This is a genomic window from Nocardiopsis sp. TSRI0078, assembly GCF_001905145.1.
GTDB lineage: Bacteria > Actinomycetota > Actinomycetes > Streptosporangiales > Streptosporangiaceae > Nocardiopsis.
This window is the reverse complement of sequence record NZ_LWLB01000032.1, coordinates 385,474-404,689: the sequence shown is the minus strand read 5'-3', so window position 1 is coordinate 404,689 and position 19,216 is coordinate 385,474. Positions and strand designations below refer to the sequence as shown.

At 70.3% G+C, this 19,216-nt stretch carries 18 protein-coding genes; 6 read left to right on the top strand and 12 right to left on the bottom strand.

Annotation, left to right across the window (positions count from 1 at the left end):
* Window positions 1-71 precede the first annotated feature (71 nt).
* The 5 genes from A6A08_RS18890 (at window position 72) to A6A08_RS18870 (ending at window position 5,883) form a co-directional block, all read left to right on the top strand.
* Window positions 72-353 (top strand): hypothetical protein, encoded by a 282-nt coding sequence (locus A6A08_RS18890; RefSeq protein WP_073703929.1) that lies wholly within the window; start codon window positions 72-74, stop codon window positions 351-353.
* On the top strand, window positions 350-1,738 hold the full coding sequence (locus A6A08_RS18885) for an NYN domain-containing protein (protein WP_073703928.1): 1,389 nt from the start codon (window positions 350-352) through the stop codon (window positions 1,736-1,738). The genes A6A08_RS18890 and A6A08_RS18885 overlap by 4 nt, the downstream gene beginning before the upstream one ends.
* A gap of 361 nt (window positions 1,739-2,099) precedes the next feature.
* Window positions 2,100-3,104 (top strand): C40 family peptidase, encoded by a 1,005-nt coding sequence (locus tag A6A08_RS18880; protein WP_083609182.1) that lies wholly within the window; start codon window positions 2,100-2,102, stop codon window positions 3,102-3,104.
* A 359-nt stretch (window positions 3,105-3,463) separates the two neighbouring features.
* On the top strand, window positions 3,464-4,519 hold the full coding sequence (locus A6A08_RS18875) for an NlpC/P60 family protein (protein ID WP_073703927.1): 1,056 nt from the start codon (window positions 3,464-3,466) through the stop codon (window positions 4,517-4,519).
* A gap of 224 nt (window positions 4,520-4,743) precedes the next feature.
* A complete protein-coding gene (locus A6A08_RS18870) occupies window positions 4,744-5,883 on the top strand; it encodes a glycosyltransferase family 4 protein (RefSeq protein WP_073703926.1) in 1,140 nt (379 codons plus the stop codon).
* A 171-nt stretch (window positions 5,884-6,054) separates the two neighbouring features.
* Here the strand turns inward: A6A08_RS18870 and A6A08_RS18865 are convergent, their stop codons facing one another.
* The 5 genes from A6A08_RS18865 to coxB form a co-directional block, all read right to left on the bottom strand.
* Window positions 6,055-7,374, bottom strand: coding sequence for an Ig-like domain-containing protein (locus tag A6A08_RS18865; protein WP_073703925.1), 1,320 nt, complete (start codon window positions 7,372-7,374; stop codon window positions 6,055-6,057).
* Window positions 7,375-7,453: 79 nt separating this feature from the next.
* Window positions 7,454-7,642, bottom strand: coding sequence for a hypothetical protein (locus A6A08_RS28040; protein WP_073703924.1), 189 nt, complete (start codon window positions 7,640-7,642; stop codon window positions 7,454-7,456).
* A 16-nt stretch (window positions 7,643-7,658) separates the two neighbouring features.
* Window positions 7,659-8,084, bottom strand: coding sequence for a cytochrome c oxidase subunit 4 (locus tag A6A08_RS18855; protein WP_073703923.1), 426 nt, complete (start codon window positions 8,082-8,084; stop codon window positions 7,659-7,661).
* A 6-nt stretch (window positions 8,085-8,090) separates the two neighbouring features.
* Window positions 8,091-9,770, bottom strand: coding sequence for a cytochrome c oxidase subunit I (gene ctaD / locus A6A08_RS18850; protein ID WP_073703922.1), 1,680 nt, complete (start codon window positions 9,768-9,770; stop codon window positions 8,091-8,093).
* Window positions 9,770-10,612 (bottom strand): cytochrome c oxidase subunit II, encoded by an 843-nt coding sequence (gene coxB / locus A6A08_RS18845; RefSeq protein WP_073703921.1) that lies wholly within the window; start codon window positions 10,610-10,612, stop codon window positions 9,770-9,772. Before coxB ends, ctaD begins: the two co-directional genes overlap by 1 nt.
* A 538-nt stretch (window positions 10,613-11,150) precedes the next feature.
* Between coxB and A6A08_RS18840 the strand changes: the two genes are divergently transcribed.
* On the top strand, window positions 11,151-11,399 hold the full coding sequence (locus A6A08_RS18840; protein WP_073704007.1) for a sulfurtransferase TusA family protein: 249 nt from the start codon (window positions 11,151-11,153) through the stop codon (window positions 11,397-11,399).
* Window positions 11,400-11,656: 257 nt separating this feature from the next.
* On the opposite strand, the gene rpsD is transcribed toward A6A08_RS18840, so the two are convergent.
* The 7 genes from rpsD to A6A08_RS18805 all read right to left on the bottom strand — a co-directional run bounded on the left by rpsD (window position 11,657) and on the right by A6A08_RS18805 (window position 18,869).
* Window positions 11,657-12,268 carry a 30S ribosomal protein S4 gene (gene rpsD / locus A6A08_RS18835; RefSeq protein ID WP_073703920.1) on the bottom strand — a complete coding sequence of 204 codons (612 nt, stop codon included), beginning with the start codon at window positions 12,266-12,268 and terminating at the stop codon, window positions 11,657-11,659.
* A 394-nt stretch (window positions 12,269-12,662) separates the two neighbouring features.
* Window positions 12,663-13,634 carry a carbohydrate kinase family protein gene (locus A6A08_RS18830; RefSeq protein WP_073703919.1) on the bottom strand — a complete coding sequence of 324 codons (972 nt, stop codon included), beginning with the start codon at window positions 13,632-13,634 and terminating at the stop codon, window positions 12,663-12,665.
* A 227-nt stretch (window positions 13,635-13,861) separates the two neighbouring features.
* A complete protein-coding gene (locus tag A6A08_RS18825; RefSeq protein WP_073703918.1) occupies window positions 13,862-14,209 on the bottom strand; it encodes an iron-sulfur cluster assembly accessory protein in 348 nt (115 codons plus the stop codon).
* 400 nt (window positions 14,210-14,609) lie between these two features.
* Complete coding sequence (locus A6A08_RS18820) at window positions 14,610-15,467, bottom strand: ABC transporter ATP-binding protein (RefSeq protein WP_073703917.1); 858 nt, start codon at window positions 15,465-15,467, stop codon at window positions 14,610-14,612.
* Entirely contained in the window at window positions 15,460-16,326 is an 867-nt protein-coding gene (locus A6A08_RS18815; protein ID WP_073703916.1) for an ABC transporter ATP-binding protein, read from the bottom strand. The genes A6A08_RS18820 and A6A08_RS18815 overlap by 8 nt, the downstream gene beginning before the upstream one ends.
* Complete coding sequence (locus tag A6A08_RS18810) at window positions 16,316-17,305, bottom strand: branched-chain amino acid ABC transporter permease (protein ID WP_073703915.1); 990 nt, start codon at window positions 17,303-17,305, stop codon at window positions 16,316-16,318. Before A6A08_RS18810 ends, A6A08_RS18815 begins: the two co-directional genes overlap by 11 nt.
* Window positions 17,306-17,315: 10 nt before the next feature.
* A complete protein-coding gene (locus tag A6A08_RS18805) occupies window positions 17,316-18,869 on the bottom strand; it encodes a branched-chain amino acid ABC transporter permease (RefSeq protein ID WP_073703914.1) in 1,554 nt (517 codons plus the stop codon).
* Window positions 18,870-19,216 lie beyond the last annotated feature (347 nt).

The window sequence follows — 19,216 nt, the reverse complement described above, 5'->3', positions numbered from 1 at the left end:
CCGACATGGAAAGATGTGGGGACATTGGGTCGGCGGGCCGCCGCCGGGAAGCACGAGCACGAGGAGGAACCGTGGGGATCGCGATGCCGGGTGACAGTGAGCGGTGGCGGTGCACCGGGTGCGGCAACCTCACCCGGTTCGACGTGACCCGCACGATCCGCGCCCAGGACTACGTCCACCTGGACCTGGCCGGTGACGGCGGGGTCGAGGAGCGCACCGTGCTCTCCGAGACCGTCGAGCGCGTCAGGTGCCGCTGGTGCGGCGCCACCGACAGCGTGGAGGTCATCGCCCGCCCCGACGCCGACCGGTCGGTCCCCGGTTCCTCGGCGGAGAGCCCGACGGGTCGGCCGTGAGCGCCCGCCCGGAGGCGGGCGGCGACTCCGAGGACCACGGCCCGCACGACGAGGACGCCCACGCCACGGACGCCGACGGCGCCGAGGAGGGGCTGGCACGCCCCCTGCCCGGACCGGTGCGCGCCCGGGTCGTCGAGTACGGCTCCGACGTGCTCGGCGGTATGCGCGCCGGCGACCTGCCGCCGCTGCTGCGCAGGGTCGCCAGGTTCGAGCCCCGGCGCAGGGCCAGACTCGCCGGCCCCCAGATCGCCGCCCAGCTGGAGAGCGACGGCGCCTTTCGCGACCTGGTCGCGGCACGGGTCGAGCAGGTGTGGCCGGAACTCGCCGAGGGCCTGCGCTCGGGCATGGTGCCGCCCGCCGCCGACCCCGTGGCGGTGGCGGCGTGCGCCTACCTGCTGCGCCCGAAGGGGTGGCCCGGCATCATCGAGGACGTCCACCGGGAACTGGAGCGTCAGTCCAGCGCCAAGGAGGCGGACGAGGCCGCCGAGGCGCTCGACGCCGCGCGCCGCGAACTGGACGAGACCCGGCACGGGCACCAGGCGGAACTGGAGCGGCTGCGGTCCCAGATCAAGGCGCAGCGCACGGAGGTCGCCGAACTGCGCCGCAAGGTGCACACCGAACGCCAAAGGGCCAGGGAGGCCACCGAGAAGGCCTCGCGCGCGCTGGCCGAGACGGCCGACCGCGAGTCAGAGACCGCCAGACGGGTCGGCGCGCTGGAGTCGGAGAACCGGCGGCTGCGGTCGCGACTGGCCGCCGCCGAGGCCCAGGTGGAGAACGCCCGACGCGCGGTGCGCGCCGGCCGCAACGCCGACGAGGCGCGGCTGCGCGTGCTGCTGGACGTCCTGGTGGACGCCTCGCACGGGCTGCGCCGGGAACTGGCGCTGCCCGCGGCCCTGGACAACCCGGCCGACCTGGTGGCCGAGACCGAGCAGCAGCGGCGGGTCTCCCTGGGCGGACTGCCCGACGACGACCCCGGCCTGCTGGAGTACCTGCTGACGGTGCCGGGGGTGCACCTGCTGGTGGACGGCTACAACGTCACCAAGACCGGCTACGGGACGATCCCGCTGGCCGACCAGCGCACCCGGCTGATGAACTCGCTGGAGGGGCTGGCCAGCCGCACCAAGGCCGAGATCACGTGCGTCTTCGACGGCGCCGACGTGGACACACCGCCGGTGGTGGCGCCGACCCGCCGGGTGCGGCTGCTGTTCAGCGCCCCCGGGGAGACCGCGGACGAGCTGATCGTGCGGCTGGTGCGCGCCGAGCCGCCGGGGCGGCCGATCGCGGTGGTCACCTCAGACAGGGAGATCGTGACGTCGGTGCGCCGGGTGGGGGCGCGCGCGGTGCCCTCCACGATCTTCCTGCGCCGTCTGGAGGCACACGGCTGACCCGGGGGCCGGCTCCCGGGACGGCCCCCGCCCGGGGCGGGCGCCGGGCACCGGGACCGGACGGGCCCGCCCCCCTTCCCGCCGCGTTCGTCCCGTGCCGTCCGCGCACGTGGGACGCACCGTCCGTGAACGGTGTATTCCGCCGTGGACACGGGTGCGTGTGCGCCCCCTGGTTGAGCCGCGCGGGAGGGTCCGCTAGGTTCATCCCGAACGTGAGTGCTCCATCGGATAGGACGCCACTCCTGTACCCGCCGGTGGAAACCCCGCACACTCGCCCGCCCGCGCCCCCGCGCGGGACTCCCGTGACCGTTCTCCCATGCACCCCTGTGCGATTTCCCAACCCCAAGGAGCGTGGACCGCCATGACGAACCCCGGTGGTCGGCGTACGGCTCGCCGATTCGCTGCAACGACCGGAATCGGCGCGGTCGTCGCCAGCACCCTCATCGCCCCGGGCACCGCCCACGCGGAGCCGACCAAGGAGGAGGTCGAGGAGCGCATCGAGGAGCTCAACGAGGAGGCCTCCTCCGCCGTTGAGACCTACAACCAGGCCAAGGAGGACCACGAGGTCGCCGAGACCGCCTACGAGGACCTCGAGGAGCAGGTCGGCGACGAGGAAGAGCGCTACGAGGAGCTGCGGGAGAAGGTGCAGCAGCTCGCCAGCGCCACCTACCAGTCGGGGGACCTGGACTCCACGGCCAACATCCTCGCCTCCGACGGCCCCGAGGAGCTGCTGGAGCAGAACGCCGACCTGAACTACCTGTCGGACGCCCAGAAGGCCCAGCTGGACGAGTTCGGCGAGTCCTCCGAGCGCCTGTTCGCCCTCAAGGACGAGGCCGAGGAGGCCCTGGAGGAGGCCGAGGAGAAGCTCGAGGAGGCCGAGGAGGCCAAGACCGAGGTCGAGGAGAAGATCGAGGAGCAGGAGGACCTCCTCGCCCAGTTCCCCACCGCCGACCCCTCCGCCGAGGGCGCCGACGGCAGCGGCGGCCAGTCCTACACCGGCGGCGCCTCGGGCAGCGCGGGCGCGGCCCTGGACTTCGCCTACGCACAGGTCGGCAAGCCCTACATCTACGGCGGCACCGGCCCCAACGGCTACGACTGCTCCGGCCTGACCCAGGCCGCGTGGCGCGCGGGCAACGTGGACCTGCCCCGCACCACCTACGCGCAGGCCGAGGTGGGCCACCGCATCTACGACATGAACGCCCTGCAGCCCGGCGACATCATGTTCTTCTACCCGGGGCTGGGCCACAACGGCCTCTACGCGGGCAACGGCCAGATGGTGCACGCGCCCCGCACCGGCCGCAACATCGAGGTCGTGGGCCTGGCCGCGTACTGGGCGGGCGAGTTCCAGTTCGCCGTGCGCCCCTAGGCGGCGCCGCGGGGCCTCTCGGGGCCGTCACCCGCCGGGTGGCGGCCCCGCCTCCGTTAAGGGACAACGAGTGGAGTTTCGGACACATCACCCCAACCAGCAGAACGTCACGAAAAGGTTGAGGGAGTCCCGACGCATGCACTAGTGTTCATCGCCGAGCGCGGTTGCTCCCCACTCACCGCCCCCGGCGGTGGCGGCCGCGCCCGGGTCGGGCCGACCCCCGCATCCCCGGGGCGACGGCCTCCCCGCCCCCGGTCCGCGGTACCCGCTCCCCCGGTCCGCGCTCCGAGGCCCCACGCCCCCACCCGGTGCATCCCTTGATTCCGCAGGCCTGGGACAAGGGGAGAAAGGTGCTACACGTGTCCGGATCCCGCCGCGGCCGCGGACGCCGCACAGCGGTCCTCTCCTCACTCACCGCCTCCGCCCTCCTCCTGCCCTGCGCGGTGGCTCACGCCGAGCCCACGGCCGAGGAGGTCCGCGAGGAGATCGAGCGCCTCGAAGAGGAGTACATCGAGCTCAACGGGACCTACAACGAGGCCAAGGAGACCCACGAGGCCGCCGAGGAGAAGCTGGAGGAGATCCTGGCGGAGGTCGAGGCGGCCGAGGAGAAGGTCGACGAGCTCGGCCTGGGCGCGCGACAGCTCGCCAGCTCCACCTACACCGGCATCGACCTCACCTCCTTCCACCAGCTGGTCGGCTCCACCGGCCCCGAGGACGCCCTGGCCCACCAGGCCGACCTGGACTACCTGTCCGAGCAGCACGACGAGAACCTCGAACAGTACGTCCTGGAACTGGAGAACCTGGAGACCCTGGAGGCCGAGGCGACCGAGACCGAGGAGGAGGCCGCCGAGGCCCTGGAGGAGGCGGAGGAGGCCACCGAGGAGGCCAGGGCCGCCATGGAGGAGCAGGAGGAGCTGCTCTCGGAGCTGACCGCCGAGGAACAGGCGGAGGCCACCGCGAACGTCGGCCAGACCGGCACCAGCGGCACCAGCGGCACCAGCGGCACCAGCGGCGGAGGTGGAGGCGGCGCCACCTACACCGGTTCCGCCTCGGGCAACGCCAGGACCGCGCTGAACTTCGCCTACGAGCAGGTCGGCAAGCCCTACGTGTGGGGCGGCACCGGCCCGGGCGGCTACGACTGCTCCGGCCTGACCCAGGCCGCGTGGCGCGCGGCGGGCGTGATCCTGCCCCGCACCACCTACCAGCAGGTCAACGCCGGCCAGCGGGTCTCCTGGGAGAACAAGCAGCCCGGCGACCTGCTGTTCTTCTACCCCGGCAGCAACGGCCCCGACCACGTCGGCATGTACGCGGGCGACAACGTCATGGTGCACGCCTCCACGTCCTCCCGCCCCATCGGCACGGTGACCCTGAACAGCTACTACCGCTCCAACTTCGTCACCGCCGTACGCCCCTGAGCGGCGACCGGCCCCGGGCTCCGGTGCCCCGCGACGACGGGTGTCGCGGGGCACCGCCCTGTCCGCACCCCTCCGGGACGATCATTCCCGACATCCGCACCTTGACGTCGTAGATCATCGCGATCCGGACATCCCGCACGCCCGCGCGCGCCGACCGCAGGGAAGGCCCCCTACGGCGTTGCGCGACCGGACACGCCCGCCGCACACGCCCTAGACTCGCCCCCGTGCCGCGAACGCTGATCATCACCAACGACTTCCCGCCCAAGTCCGGGGGGATCGAGTCCTTCGTCCACGAGATCGCCCTGCGCCGCCCCGAGGGATCGGTCGTGGTCTACTGCTCCTCCCCCGCACCGGCCGACGCCGCCGCCGACCCGCACTTCGACCTGCGCCAGCCCTTCCCCGTGGTGCGCGACGCCGCCCGCGTCCTGCTGCCCACCCCCCGGGTGGCCGCGCGGGCGCGCGCCATCGCCGACATGGAGGACTGCGACACGGTGGTCTACGGCGCCGCCGCACCCCTGGGGCTGCTCGCCGCCGGGCTGGGCGAGCGCACCCCCGTCAAACACCAGATCGCCATCAGCCACGGCCACGAGACCTGGTGGGCGGCGCTCCCCGGCTCCCGGGAGGCACTGCGCCGTATCGGCGACACCACCGACACCGTCACCTACCTGGGCGAGTACACCCGGCGCCGCCTGGCCCGGGCGCTGTCCCCGGACGCGGCCGCGCGCATGCGCCGGCTCGCACCCGGCGTGGACGTCGACCACTTCCACCCCGGAGCCGACGGCTCAAAGGTCCGCAGGCGCCACGGCCTGGGCGACCGCCCGGTGGTGGTGTGCGTGTCCCGGCTCGTGCCCCGCAAGGGCCAGGACACCCTCATCCGCGCCTGGCCCCGGATCCTGGCCGACCTACCCGACGCGGCCCTGCTCATCGTCGGCGACGGCCCCCACCGGCAGCGGCTGCGCTCGGCCGCCCGGGGCATGGACTCGGTGGTCTTCACCGGACCGGTCCCCGCCGGGGACCTGCCCTCCCACTACGCCGCCGGGGACGTGTTCGCCATGCCCTGCCGCACCCGGCACGGCGGCCTGGAGGCCGAGGGGCTGGGGATGGTCTACCTGGAGGCCGCGGCCTGCGGCCTGCCCGTGGTGGCCGGCGACTCCGGCGGCGCCCCCGACGCGGTCCTGGACGGCCGGACCGGCCTGGTCGTGGACGGCTCACTGCCCGGACCGGCCGCACGGGCCCTCATCCGGCTGCTGAAGGACCCCGACCGCGCCGCCCAGATGGGCGCACGCGGCCGGGAGTGGGTGACGCGGACGTGGACCTGGGACCACACCGCCCAGCGCCTGGACGCCCTCCTGGAGGGCTCCTAGAGCGTGTCCTTCAGGGACTCCGCCCCGCGTTCGGGCGCCCCGAGGGCGGGAACCTTCGCCGTCTTCCGTGCCTGGCTCCTTCGTCGCTGCGGCACGTCCGACGCCTCCAGAACCCCGCCGGCGCCCGAACCACACCCCCAAAGGCTGAGCGGGTGGGCGCCAGACAGGCTCCTAGAGCCCCTCCCCGTGGACGGAGCCGGGGGTGCCCGACCCGTCGGTCACCTGGGGCTCACCGGTGGCGCTGCCCGCCAGCCACTCCTCCCAGGAACGCTGGTAGAAGCCCCACCCGTTGTCCCACTCCAGCTGCCGGTCGGTCCCGGTGGTCTCCAGGACGTCGCCCATCAGCGCCTGGTCGTGGAACCACCGGGCGTCCTCCACCGACATGTTCGTGCACCCGTTGGAGGCGTCGGCCGAGCCGATCCGGTCGTTCCACGGGGCCGCGTGGGTGAACTCGCCGCTGTTGGAGGTGCGCACCGCCCACTCCACGTCGAGCTTGTAGTAGTCCGGCGAGTCCTCGGGGATGCCGACCGTGGCCGCGTCCATCACCAGGGACTCGTACTTCTCCATGGTCAGGTGGACGCCGGAGGTGGTGGTGTCGAAGCGCTTGTCGGCCTTGCCGTTGCTCACCGGGATGGTACGCACCGTCTCGCCGTCGACCTCCACCCTCATCTCGTGGTCGGGCACGTGCATGGTGGAGATCATCTCGCGACCCACCTCGAAGTCGATGCGGCGGTTGTCGATGCCGTAGACGCCCTCGGAGGCCTCCACCCCCGCCAGCCTCAGATCGACGCTGACCTTCTGGTAGGGCTCCCAGTACTCCTTGGGCCGGAACACCGCCATCCGGTCGCTCACCCAGTTCCAGGCGCCCTCGACCACGTGCTCGGAGGTGACCTCCATGGAGTTCTCGACCTGGGCCTTGTTGTGCACCGGCAGGTCGAAGTTGACGATCACGGGCATGCCCACGCCGACGGTGTCGCCGGAGGTGGGAAAGTTCGAGGCCAGCTCCAGGCGCCGCCCCGGCACGGCCTCCTCGGTGGTGAACCCGGCGACGGCCTCGGTCCGCTCACCGTCCTCGTCCTCGGCGGTGGCGCGGACGGTGACCGCCGATCCGGGGAACATGTTCCAGTCGCTGACCCACGCGGTGCCGTCCTCGTTCAGGGTCCCGGTGAACGGGGGCTCCTCCCCCTCACCGTCCCCGGCCGCGGCCTGCTCCGCACCGCTCCCGGCCTCCCCCTCCGGAGCCGTCTGCTCGACCCGGACGTCGGTGATGGTCCCCTCCTCCACCGACACCCGCACGGGGGTGTCGGGCGCCACGGAGACGGAGCCCTCCGCGGGGGTGATGGCGATCTCCGGGCCGGTCGGCGGCTCCGGGCTGGGAGCGGCCTCGGGCTCCGGCCGCGGAGCGGTGGTACAGGCGGTCGCCGCCACCGCGACCGCGGCGACCGCGGCCGCCAGGCGGCACAGCGCCGGACGGAGAAATCGTCCCTTCACGCCAAGGACCTCCAGCGTCCGTTGCGACGGGGACCCCTACGCGCACGAGCGGGCTCGCGCCCGCGGGGCCACGGTCAGGTCAGGTCAGGTCTCGCAGAATCCTACCCTCGGCCCGGCGGCGCACCGGTGCGCCCGCGGCGGTGTCGGCCGCGACGGTGTCGGCCGCGACGGTGTCGGCCGCGACGGTGTCGGCCGCGACGCGAAAGGTCCCGGCGGCCGGGCGGGTCACACGGACCCGCCCGGCCGCCGGGGCCGGGGCGCTCGGCACGGGGCCGAGGCATCCCTCAGTGCTGGAACTGCTTGCGGTAGTACTCGAACACCCAGCCGATGACGGTGAGGATCAGGGCGAAGGAGCCCACGGCCACCATCCACCAGCCGATGGCCACCCCCACCGCGGTGAACGCCACGGCCAGCGCGACGAACAGCGGCCACCAGCTGTGCGGGCTGAAGAACCCGTACTCGCCGGCGTTCTCCTGGATCTCGCCGTCCAGCCGCTCCTCCGGGGGCAGCCCGTGGAAGTGCTCGCTGCGGCGGGCCGCCTGCCAGAGCCAGAAACCGATCATCCAGCCGAAGCCGATGGAGACCACCAGGGCGGTGGTGCCCGTCCACTCGATCACACCGGTGTCCTGCCAGGACCAGAACACGTACAGGGCGGCGGCAAGACCGAAGAAGGTCGAGACGCCCATGAACAGATAGGCCTGCGTCTTCATTCGCCCCTACTCCTTCGTGGCGCCCACCGGGACGGAGCCCGGGGCCGCGGCGTGCGGGTGGTTCAGGTCGAACGCGGGGCGCTCGGAGCGGATCCGCGGCAGCGACGTGAAGTTGTGCCGCGGCGGCGGGCAGGAGGTCGCCCACTCCAGCGAGCAGCCGTAGCCCCACGGGTCGTCGACGGTGACCTTCGGCGCCCTGCGCGCGGTGACGTAGATGTTCCAGAAGAAGATCAGCGTCGAGGCGGCCAGGACGAAGGAGGAGACCGAGGAGATCTGGTTCAGCTCGGTGAAGCCGTCACCGGGCAGGTAGTCGGCGTAGCGGCGCGGGAAGCCCGCGGCGCCCAGCCAGTGCTGGACCAGGAACGTGCCGTGGAAGCCCAGGAACAAAAGCCAGAAGTGGAACTTGCCCAGTCCCTCGTTGAGCATGGTGCCGGTGAACTTGGGCCACCAGTAGTAGAAGCCCGCGAACATCGCGAACACCACCGTGCCGAACACCACGTAGTGGAAGTGGGCCACCACGAAGTAGGAGTCGGTGACGTGGAAGTCGATGGGCGGCGAGGCCAGCAGCACACCCGTCAGACCGCCGAAGAGGAAGGTCACCAGGAAGCCGATGACGAACAGCATCGGCGTCTCGAAGGTGATCTGGCCCCGCCACATCGTGCCGATCCAGTTGAAGAACTTCACGCCGGTGGGCACCGCGATGAGGAAGCTCATGAACGAGAAGAACGGCAGCAGCACCGCGCCGGTGGGGAACATGTGGTGGGCCCACACCGTCACCGACAGGCCGGTGATGGCGATCGTCGCCGCCACCAGGCTCTTGTAGCCGAAGATCGGCTTGCGGCTGAACACCGGCAGCACCTCGGTCACGATGCCGAAGAACGGCAGCGCGATGATGTACACCTCGGGGTGGCCGAAGAACCAGAACAGGTGCTGCCACAGGATCGCCCCGCCGTGCTCGGCGTTGTAGACCTGCGTACCCACCATCCGGTCGGCGCCCAGGGCCACCAGGGCCGCGGTCAGGACCGGGAACGCGATGAGCACCAGGACACTGGTCAGCAGGGTGTTCCAGGTGAAGATCGGCATGCGGAACATCGTCATGCCCGGCGCGCGCATGCACAGGCCGGTGGTGATGAAGTTGACCGCGCCCAGGATCGTGCCCAGACCGGAGACGATCAGACCCAGGATCCACAGGTCGCCGCCCAGGCCGGGCGAACGCACCGCGTCCGAGAGCGGCGTGTAGGCGAACCAGCCGAAGTCGGCGGCGCCGCCGGGGGTGAGGAACCCGCTGATGGCGATGAGGCTGCCGAACAGGAACAGGTAGTAGCTGAACAGGTTCATCCTCGGGAACGCCACGTCGGGCGAACCGATCTGCAGCGGCATGATCACGTTCGAGAACCCGACGAACAGCGGGGTCGCGAACATCAGCAGCATGATCGTGCCGTGCATGGTGAACAGCTGGTTGAACTGCTCGTTGGACATGACCTGCATGCCCGGGAGGAACAGCTCGGTGCGCATGAGCACCGCCAGCAGGCCACCGAAGAGGAAGAAGGCGAAGGCGGTGATCAGGTACATGTACCCGATGACCTTGTGGTCGGTCGACGTCATCCAGTTGACGATCATCGACCCCGGGCGCGACGGCGTTCTACCGCCGGCCTTGAGCGAGGGTGAGGTGTCCGTCGTGGTCATTAGTGGTCATTCTCCTCGGTGTCAGCTCCACCGAAGCCCGTGCCCTCTTCGTCGGTGCCGGCGCCCTCGGTTCCGGCGCCCTCGGCGCCCGTACCCTCGCCGAACTCCGACTGCTCCTCGACCGCGGCCGCTTCGGCCTCGGCCTCGGAGGCGGCCTGCTGCTGCTCGGCGACCCACGCGTCGTACTCGTCCTGGGGAAGGACCTCCACGTTGAAGAGCATGCGGGTGTGGTCGACACCGCACAGCTCGGCGCAGCGGCCGATGTACTCGCCCTCGGTGCCCTCCTCCAGGTCCACCTGGAAGGCGTTGTCGCGGCCCGGGATGACGTCCATCTTGAAGCCGAACGCGGGCACCCAGAAGGAGTGGATGACGTCCGTCGAGTGGAGGTCGAAGTGGACGGTCGCGCCCTCGGGGAGGACCAGGGTCGTCTGGGTCGAGGGGTCGGCGGTGCCGTCGGGGTTGGGAACACCCGTCTGGGAGAAGAGCACCTCCCCGCCGTTCTCCTTCTTGTCGTCGAGGTAGTTGAACTGCCAGGCCCATTGGAAGGCCACGACCTCGACGTTGACGTCCGCGGGCTCGTCGGTGTCGAGCAGGATCGCCTGGTCCCGCGCCGTGAAGAAGAACAGCACGGAGATGATGACGATCGGCAGGACGGTGTAGAGCGCTTCGATGGGCATGTTGTACCGCACCTGGGGCGGCAACTGCTCAGAACGCTTGCGGTGGAAGATGATCGACCACGCGATCAGTCCCCACACGAGAATGCCGACCGCGAAAGCCGCCACCCAGGAGCCCTGCCAGAGCGAGATGACACGCTCGGCCTGGTTGGTGATCGGCTCCGGCATGCCCAAACGAGTGAGATCGTTCGACGCGCAGCCGGTCGCGGCCAGCCCCAGCACGGCGAGCGCGGCGCCGCGTGGTGCCCATCGGCGCAGGTTGAAGCGCCGATTCTCTTGGCGGGTCGGACTCACGGATTGCCTTCCCAGCGGTGTAGCCCGTGGATCCTCCACGGGCGGCCTAAGTATCCAAAGCTTTTCAGGGGGAAACATTATCGCGAACCGCCCAGAGCCCCGCTCAGGGGCTTGCCTGGTCAGCGTGTTGCCAGACGCCCCCGCACGGAGCGCGCGGCGGTCCGCGGAGCCGGGCCCGTTCGCCCGCGGAGGATGACCTCCCGGCTGGCTACGGAGCGCGGCCCGGCGTCCCCCCGGGCCCTCTTGTCGTCGATCCCGCCCCGCCGCCCTGGGGCGGCGCGGACGTTTCACGAGGAGAGACCAAGGCGAGCGTATCGCTGGGTTTACGACGCCCTTAACCGGGTTCGCCTTACGGGCCCGATCCGGGCCAGGATGGTCACGACAGGACAACGACACACGGAGGGTGCACCACGTGCCCGAGTATCCGTCGCAGGCGCCGTCGGTCACCGTGGAGGCGGTGGGCCGAAAGTGCCCCATCCCCATCATCATGCTGGCCGCCCGGCTGCACGAAGTGCCCATCGGGGCGGTCATCGCGGTCACCGCGGACGACCCGGCCGCACACGCCGACATCCCGGCCTGGTGCCGGATGAAGATGCACGAGTTCGTCACCGAACAGCCCCTGGAGCGGGGTAGCGCTTTTCACATCCGCCGCATGTACTGACCGCGGGAAAGGGCCCCGGCCCCCGCCGCACAGCCCCGGAACGGTTTCGGTTCCGGTGCGATAACAATTCACGCCGCACCGGATTTCGGGCGTGGCCGGTTCCACAATCCGGGGGCCCGGGACGCGAACGGGGGGACCCGGGACGCGAAGCAGCGGACCGGACACGAAGAAGGCCGTGCGGACGGATCCGCACGGCCTCCCACCTCTTGTCGAGCGCCCCTCTGGGGGACACGCGCGAGAGCCTGCCCGAGTGGCGACTAGCGGGCGTAGAACTCCACGACGAGCTGCTCGTCGAAGGGCACCGGGATCTGCTCACGCTTGGGACGGTCGGTGACCGCCACACGCAGGTCCTTGTGGCTCACCGCGAGGAAGCCGGCGATCTTGTCGTCGGCGTGGATGCCCTCGGCGGCCTCGACGAACGGCACCATGTTGCGGGACTTCTCCCGAACACTGATGATCTGGCCCGGCTTGACCTGGTACGACGGGATGTCGACCTTCTTGCCGTCCACGGTGATGTGGCCGTGGGTGACGAACTGGCGGGCGGCGTAGATCGACGCGGCCAGACCGGAGCGCAGCACGACCGTGGCCAGGCGCAGCTCCAGCTCGGCGAGCATCTCCTCACCGGTACGGCCCGAGCGCTTCTTGGCGTTCTCGTAGACCCGCAGCAGCTGCTTCTCGGTCAGGTCGTAGTACCAGCGCACCTTCTGCTTCTCCGCCTGACGGACGGCGAAGTCGCTGCTGTTGCGACGAACACGGCGGCCGTGCTCACCGGGCGGGTAGGGACGCTTCTCGAAGTAGCTGACCGCCTTACGGGTCAGCGGAGTGCCGGCGCGCCGGGACAACCGCACCTTCGGTCCGGTGTAGCGCATGCAATGTCCTTTCAGGCTGAATCAGGGGAATCCCAGGTAAGGCTGGCCTAGATCTGGGAGGCGCCGCAGGCGCCCGAGCCCGCGGCAGCGCGCCGGAGCGCGCGGAAGCGGGCGGGTTCCCCACCGTCGCGGCGACCCGGCGCGAACGGCTTGGGCTGGGTCACCGGCACGCGTTTCAGCGCACCGGAGGGCACGGGGCTCCCCGTGCGGGCCGCCGTCCCCGCGGGGAGGCGGCCGTTCGGGGCGCGGCCCGGTCCACGGACCGGGTCGTGCGGGTCGCGACTCACTACTCTACGGGCTCGCGGACACCACCACGACCAGCGAACCCCGGCAACGGCCCCGGCACGGGGCCGCCGCACCCCCTCGCGGAGCCCGCCGGACCCGGCACCGCGCCCTATACGAAGGGCGCGACCTCGGCGCGGACCTCGGCCCCGTAGGACCTCTCCAGGCGCTCCAGCAGGGAGTCCGCGGTCAGCGTGTACTCCTGCGGGCCGTCGGCCTCCAGGCAGTGCACCGCGGTCGCGTTGCCGACCTGGGCCGCGCGCTCCAGGGACAGGCCCCACGAATGGGCCGCCAGGAAACCCGCGCGGAAGGCGTCGCCCACACCCGTGGGATCGACCAGCCCACCGACCACGGCCGCGGGCACGTGCACACTCGGCTCACCGCGGCGGTCGACACGGGCGCCCTTGGCCCCCAGCGTGGTGACACGGGTACCGACCCGGGACAGCACCTCGGCGTCGGACCAGCCGGTCTTCTGCTCCGCCAGGGCCTTCTCGTACTCGTTGGTGAACAGGAACAGGGCCCCCTCGACCAGGGAGCGCACCTGCGGACCCTCCATCCGGGCCAGCTGCTGGGAGGGGTCCGCCGCGAAGGCGATACCGCGCGTACGGCACTCCTCGCTGTGGCGCACCATCGCCTCCGGGTCGTCCGCACCGATCAGGACCAGGTCCAGCCCGCCCACACGGTCGGCGATCGGCTGCAACTCGATGTTGCGGGCCTCGGCCATGGCCCCGGCGTAGAACGACGCGATCTGGTTCTGGTCCCGGTCCGTGGTGCAGATGAACCGGGCCGTGTGGCGCAACTCGGAGATGTACACCGCCGAGGTGTCCACACCGTGGCGGTCCAACCAGGCCCGGTAGTCCTCGAAGTCGGCCCCGGCAGCACCCACCAGCACCGGCCCGAGACCGAACCGGCCCATACCGAAACAGATGTTGGCCGCGACGCCTCCGCGCCGCACGTCCAGCTCATCGATCAGGAAGGACAGCGACAACTGCTGGATCTGCTCGGGGATGATCTGCTCCGCGAACCGACCCTCGAAGGACATCAGGTGGTCGGTGGCGATGGATCCGGCAACCGCGATACGCACGGGACGAAGGCTCCTTGGTGGGAGGTGTCGGTCTGGGACCGGACTGGACGCTGGCATGGCCGGGACGCACCCGGCCGGACCGCCCCAGGGTATCCAGTACGGCCGGAGCTCCACAGGCCGACCGGCCCCGCACACGCGAAAGGGGGAGGACGGACGGGCCGCCCTCCCCCGGGTACCGCCGCCCCGGCCGAGGCCGGGAGCGGGGAGCTCGCTGTCCCCCGGTCCGCCTAGTTGAAGGAGTCACCGCAGGCGCAGGAACCGGTGGCGTTGGGGTTGTCGATGGTGAACCCCTGCTTCTCGATCGTGTCGACGAAGTCGATCGTGGCCCCGACCAGGTAGGGGGAGCTCATCCGGTCGGTGACGACCTCCACACCGCCGAAGTCGGCGACGACGTCGCCGTCCAGGTCCCGCTCGTCGAAGTAGAGCTGGTAACGCAGCCCCGAGCAACCACCGGGCTGAACGGCCACGCGCAGACGCAGGTCGTCCCGGCCCTCCTGCTCAAGGAGCGCCCTGACCTTGGCAGACGCCTCGTCGGTGAGGATGATCCCCTCGGTGGTCTCGCTCTGAACCGTCATGTTGTAAAGCTCCTCTGAAAGGGGTTGCGGCTAGCCTGGCGACCCCTCGGTCGCGTCTGGGACCGGCCCGCCGCGGCGGGTCCCGTCCCCTTCAACGGATCCCAACACCCGGCACCGGCCCGACATTCCTCCCACGACCGCCGCCGGCTGTTCACCGTGCCGCGGCCGCGTTCTCCCTGCCGTCCGGTCCCACGGTGCGGGCGAGGCCCCGGCCGAGCACGGACGTGCTCGCACCACCAGGGTAATTTGTCCGGTCCCGCTACGCCATCTCCCCGCCGACACCAGTGCACCCCCGTGCACCGGAACAGCCCGAGGACGACCGCCGCCGACCCCGCCCGCGGCACGAGAACACGGCGAGGGGCGGGCCCGCGCACGGAACCCGCCCCACACCTCCCAGGAATCAGCCCTTGGCGAGCGTCCCCAGGTACAGCTCGATCACGTTGGGATCCTCCAACAGGTCCGCACCCGAGCCCGTGTAGGCGTTGCGGCCCTGGTCCAGCACATAGCCACGGTCACAGATCTGCAGGCAGCGGCGGGCGTTCTGCTCCACCATGACCACCGACACACCCGTCTCGTTGACCTCCTTGACCCGCTGGAAGACCTCCTCCTGGTAGATCGGCGACAGACCCGCCGTCGGCTCGTCCAACAACAGCACCGACGGATCCATCATCAACGCACGCCCCATGGCCACCATCTGGCGCTCACCGCCCGACAAAGACCCCGCCTTGGCCTTGCGCCGGTCCGCCAGCAGCGGGAACAGACCCGCCACCACCCCGAACCGCTCGGCGAAGGCACGCGGCCGCAGGAACGCCCCCATCTGGAGGTTCTCCTCGATGGTCAGCGAGGGGAACACGTTCTGCGTCTGCGGGACATAACCCACACCGCGCTCCACCAGGCTGTGCGCGGGCAGCCCCGCGATACTCGACCCCCGCAGGGTCAGACCGCCCTCACGCACCGGGATCAGCCCGAAGATCGTCTTGATCAGCGTGGACTTGCCCGCACCGTTCGGACCGATGATCGCCACGACCTCGCCCTCGGTCAGCGTCAGGGTGCAGCCGTTGAGGATGTTCACCCCCGGCACGTACCCCGCCACCAGGTCCCTGGCCAGCAGAAGGTAGTCCTGCGGACCACCCGACTCCGCCTCCTCGGCGCCGGCGTGCTCCAGGACCTCCTCGCGGTGCTCCTGGACCTCCGCGACCTCCTCGGCCTCCGCCGAAGCCCCCACGGGCTCCGACAGCGGGTTCACGTTCTCAGTCATCGTCACTCCCCCGGGCCTCGGCCGTCTCCTCCTGGGCACCCAGGTAGGCGTCGATCACCTGCTGGTCGGACCGGATGTCCGAAGGACGCCCCTCCGCGATCACCCGCCCCTGCGCCAGCACCACGATCCAGTCGCTGATACCCATGATCACGTCCATGTCGTGCTCGACGAAGAGCACCGTCTTGCCCTCGTCGCGCAACGACGTGATGTGGCCCAGCAACGACTGCACCAGCGCCGGGTTCACACCCGCCATCGGCTCGTCGAGCATGATCATGGCCGGATCGGTCATCAGCGAACGCGCCATCTCCAACAGCTTGCGCTGCCCGCCGGACAGCGAACCCGCCATGTCGTCGCGCTTGTCGACCAGCTTGAAGCGCTCCAACAACTCCATGGCGCGCCGCGTGTTCGCCCGCTCCTGCCCCTGCCACACCGGACGCAGGAACGCACCGGCCATCCGCTCACCGAACTGCCCCGGAGCACCCAGCAACATGTTGTCGAGCACCGTCATCCGGGTCAGCGCCTTGGTCAACTGGAAGGTCCGCACCATCCCGGCCCGCGCCACCTGGTGGCCGCGCCTGCCGTTGATCGCCCCGCCCTGGAACGTCCACCGGCCCGCGTCCACCCGGTCGAAACCGGTCAACAGGTTGAACAGCGTGGACTTGCCCGCACCGTTCGGACCGATCAACGCCGTGATCGTGCCGCGCTGCACCTCCAGGTGCCCCACGTCCACAGCGGTCAGACCACCGAAGGAACGCCGCACACCGTCCGCCACCAGGATCGGATCGCTCTTGGCCGACCCCGGCACCGGCTCCGCGCCGGCCATACGGTCCACACCGGCGCTCGTCTCGTCACTTGACATTGATCAGCATCTCCTTGCGGTCGCCGATGATGCCCTGCGGCCGGAAGACGATCAACACCACCAGCAACAGGCCCACGAAGGCCAACTGGATCGCACCGTAGTCCGGGCCCGACAGGAACGGCAGCCAGCCCAGGGAACCGAACCCCTTGAGCAGACCGTCGGTGAAGGTCATCAGGAACCAGAACGCCATCGCGCCCAGAACCGGGCCGAACACGCGCCCCGCACCACCCAGCAGCAGGATCACCCACAGGAAGAACGTCACCTGCGGCTTGAACTGGTCCGGCTGGATCGAGGCCTGGTACACCGCGAGCATGCAGCCCGCCATCGCACCGATCAGACCACCCAGCACCAGCGCCTGCATCTTGTACGCGAACACGTTCTTGCCCAGGCTGCGGACCGCGTCCTCGTCCTCCCGGATGCCCTTGATCACACGCCCCCACGGGCTGTGCATCAGCATCCAGGTCAGACCGACCATCAGGGCCACCAGGCCCCACGTCACCACCAGCACCCACAAGTGGTTGCCGTTGTAGGCCAACGCGCCCACGCCGTAGCGCGTACCCCCGTCGAACGGGTTGAGCGTACGGAAACCCGACGCCAGGTTCTGCAGGCCGTACACACCGCCCGTCACCGGCTCGGCGAAGCCCGCCCGGTACACCAGGCGCAACACCTCCGCCGCCGCGATCGTCGTGATCGCCAGATAGTCCGCCCGCAACCGCAGCGTCGGAACACCCAGCAGCAGCGCCAGCACCAGCGCGCACAACAGGCCCACGCCGAAACCCACCAGCAGCGGCAGGTCGAACACCGCCACGCTGACGCCCACACCGTAGGCGCCCACCAGCATGAAACCGACCTGGCCGAAGTTGAGCAGCCCCGTGTAACCGAAGTGGAAGTTGAGGCCGACGGCGGCGAGCGCGTAGATCGCCGCGATCGGGCCGAGCGCCGATCGGGTGGACTCGGCGAGGATCGAAAGAATATCCATCGTGTCTCTCCTAGCCGACCCGCTCGCGCCGACCGAGCAGACCCTGGGGCCTGATCAGCAGCATGAGGATCATCAGGGCCAGAGCCCACGCTTGCATGAGCTGGGACGGGAACCACAGGGTGGACAGCATCGCCACCAGGCCGACGGCCAGACCGCCGACCATCGCACCATAGGCCGTGCCGAGACCGCCGAGGATCACCGCGGCGAACATCATCAGCAGCAGGCGGAAGCCCATCTCGTACTCGACGATCTGGTTGAGCCCGTAGAGCACCCCGCCCAACGCGGACAGGCCACCCCCCAGACCCCACACGTACAGCGTGACCCGGTCCACGTCGATACCGGACGACTCCGCCAGGTCCCGGTTGTCCGAGACCGCGCGCATCGCCTTGCCGATACGGGTGAACTGCAGCAGACAGGCCACACCCACCAGGACCACGACCGCCACACCCATGACCACCAGGTCGCGGGGCGGCATCGCCACCGGGCCGAACTGCACCGGATCCTGGATCTGGTAGCCGGCGTAGCGGCTGCGGCCCGCCCCGAAGAGCACCAGGATCACGTGGCGCAGGACCAGCGCCAGACCGATCGAGACGATGAACATCTGGATCAGCGCGACGTTGCGGTGCCGCAGCGGACGCCAGACGTAGCGCTCCATCGACGCGCCCAGCACCGCGCCCATGAGGACCGCGACCGCGGCGGCCAGCCACAGGGGCACGCTCCAGCCGACCGCGTCACCCATGACACCGAGGACGGTGGCCAGCGCGATACCGCCGAAGATCGCCGTCCACTGCGCGATGACCAGCACCGGCCGGGACAGCCTGTTCTCCAGGAAACCGCCGAGGAGGACCGCCACCCCCAGACCCGCGAAGATCGCCAGCAGGGAGTTGCCCAGGCCCGCGGCCCCGGTGCTGAAGACCAGGGCGACCATCGCGCCGAAGGTCACCATGTCGCCGTGGGCGAAGTTGATCATCTTCGTGGTGCCGAAGATCAGTGAGAGCCCGATCGCGGAGACCGCGATCACCAGGCCGAACAGAAGACCCGCCGCGGTGAGCTGGACGAACCGCTCACCGAAGGAGCCGCCGCTGTCCGCCGCCGGCGCCACCGCCTCGTCGTCCCCGGCCGCGGCACCCGCGTCCTCGCTCTCCTCCTCCGAGGGGGAGGCGGAGCCGTCGTCGGACCCGCCCGGCCGCTCCAGCGCGATGATGAGGGGACGCTGGTCGTCCGCCTCGACCTCCACCTCTGTCTCGCCGTCGACGATGATGCCCTCTCGTACGACGAACTCACTGGGGACGGACTCCTGGTCCACCACGACGCGGTAGGTGCCCGGTCCGGGCAGCTCCACTTCCCACATTCCATCAGAGTCGGTCTCGCCCGCCCCGATCTCGTCCTCACCGTCGAAGACCGTGATCCCGATGCCTTCGACACCTTGATCCCGGTCGTCCGGGTTGAGGATCTGACCGTGCAGCGACTCACCGCCCTGTTCGTCTGCCGTCGCCGCTGGCCCGGGGATCACCAGGATGGCGGTGATCAGGGCGAGCAGCACGGTCACGAGGCGTGTGCGCACGCGCGCTCCTTGCGCATCTGAGGGGGGCGGTGCCGAATGAACACATTCGCCACCGCATGTCCTTTGCTGTTCGGTGCGGTGAGTTTAGCCCGATTTAGGCTGGTCATTCAGCATCACTAAAGCCACGTGACCCAACCGTCACCCCATTGTGCGCAAACGAGATCAAACTGGTACCCAGGACGGATTGACCCTGAACATCCGTCTCGTTTCCACCCCCGTACAGGCCTGATCTGCACATTCATCCGCACTCTTCGTGCTCGGAGGGACACATGTGCACCCGGTCGGCGTGGAGCGCCGCACGCGGATCCGACCCTCCCCGGACAGCGGCAGGGGCCGCACCCGGGTCG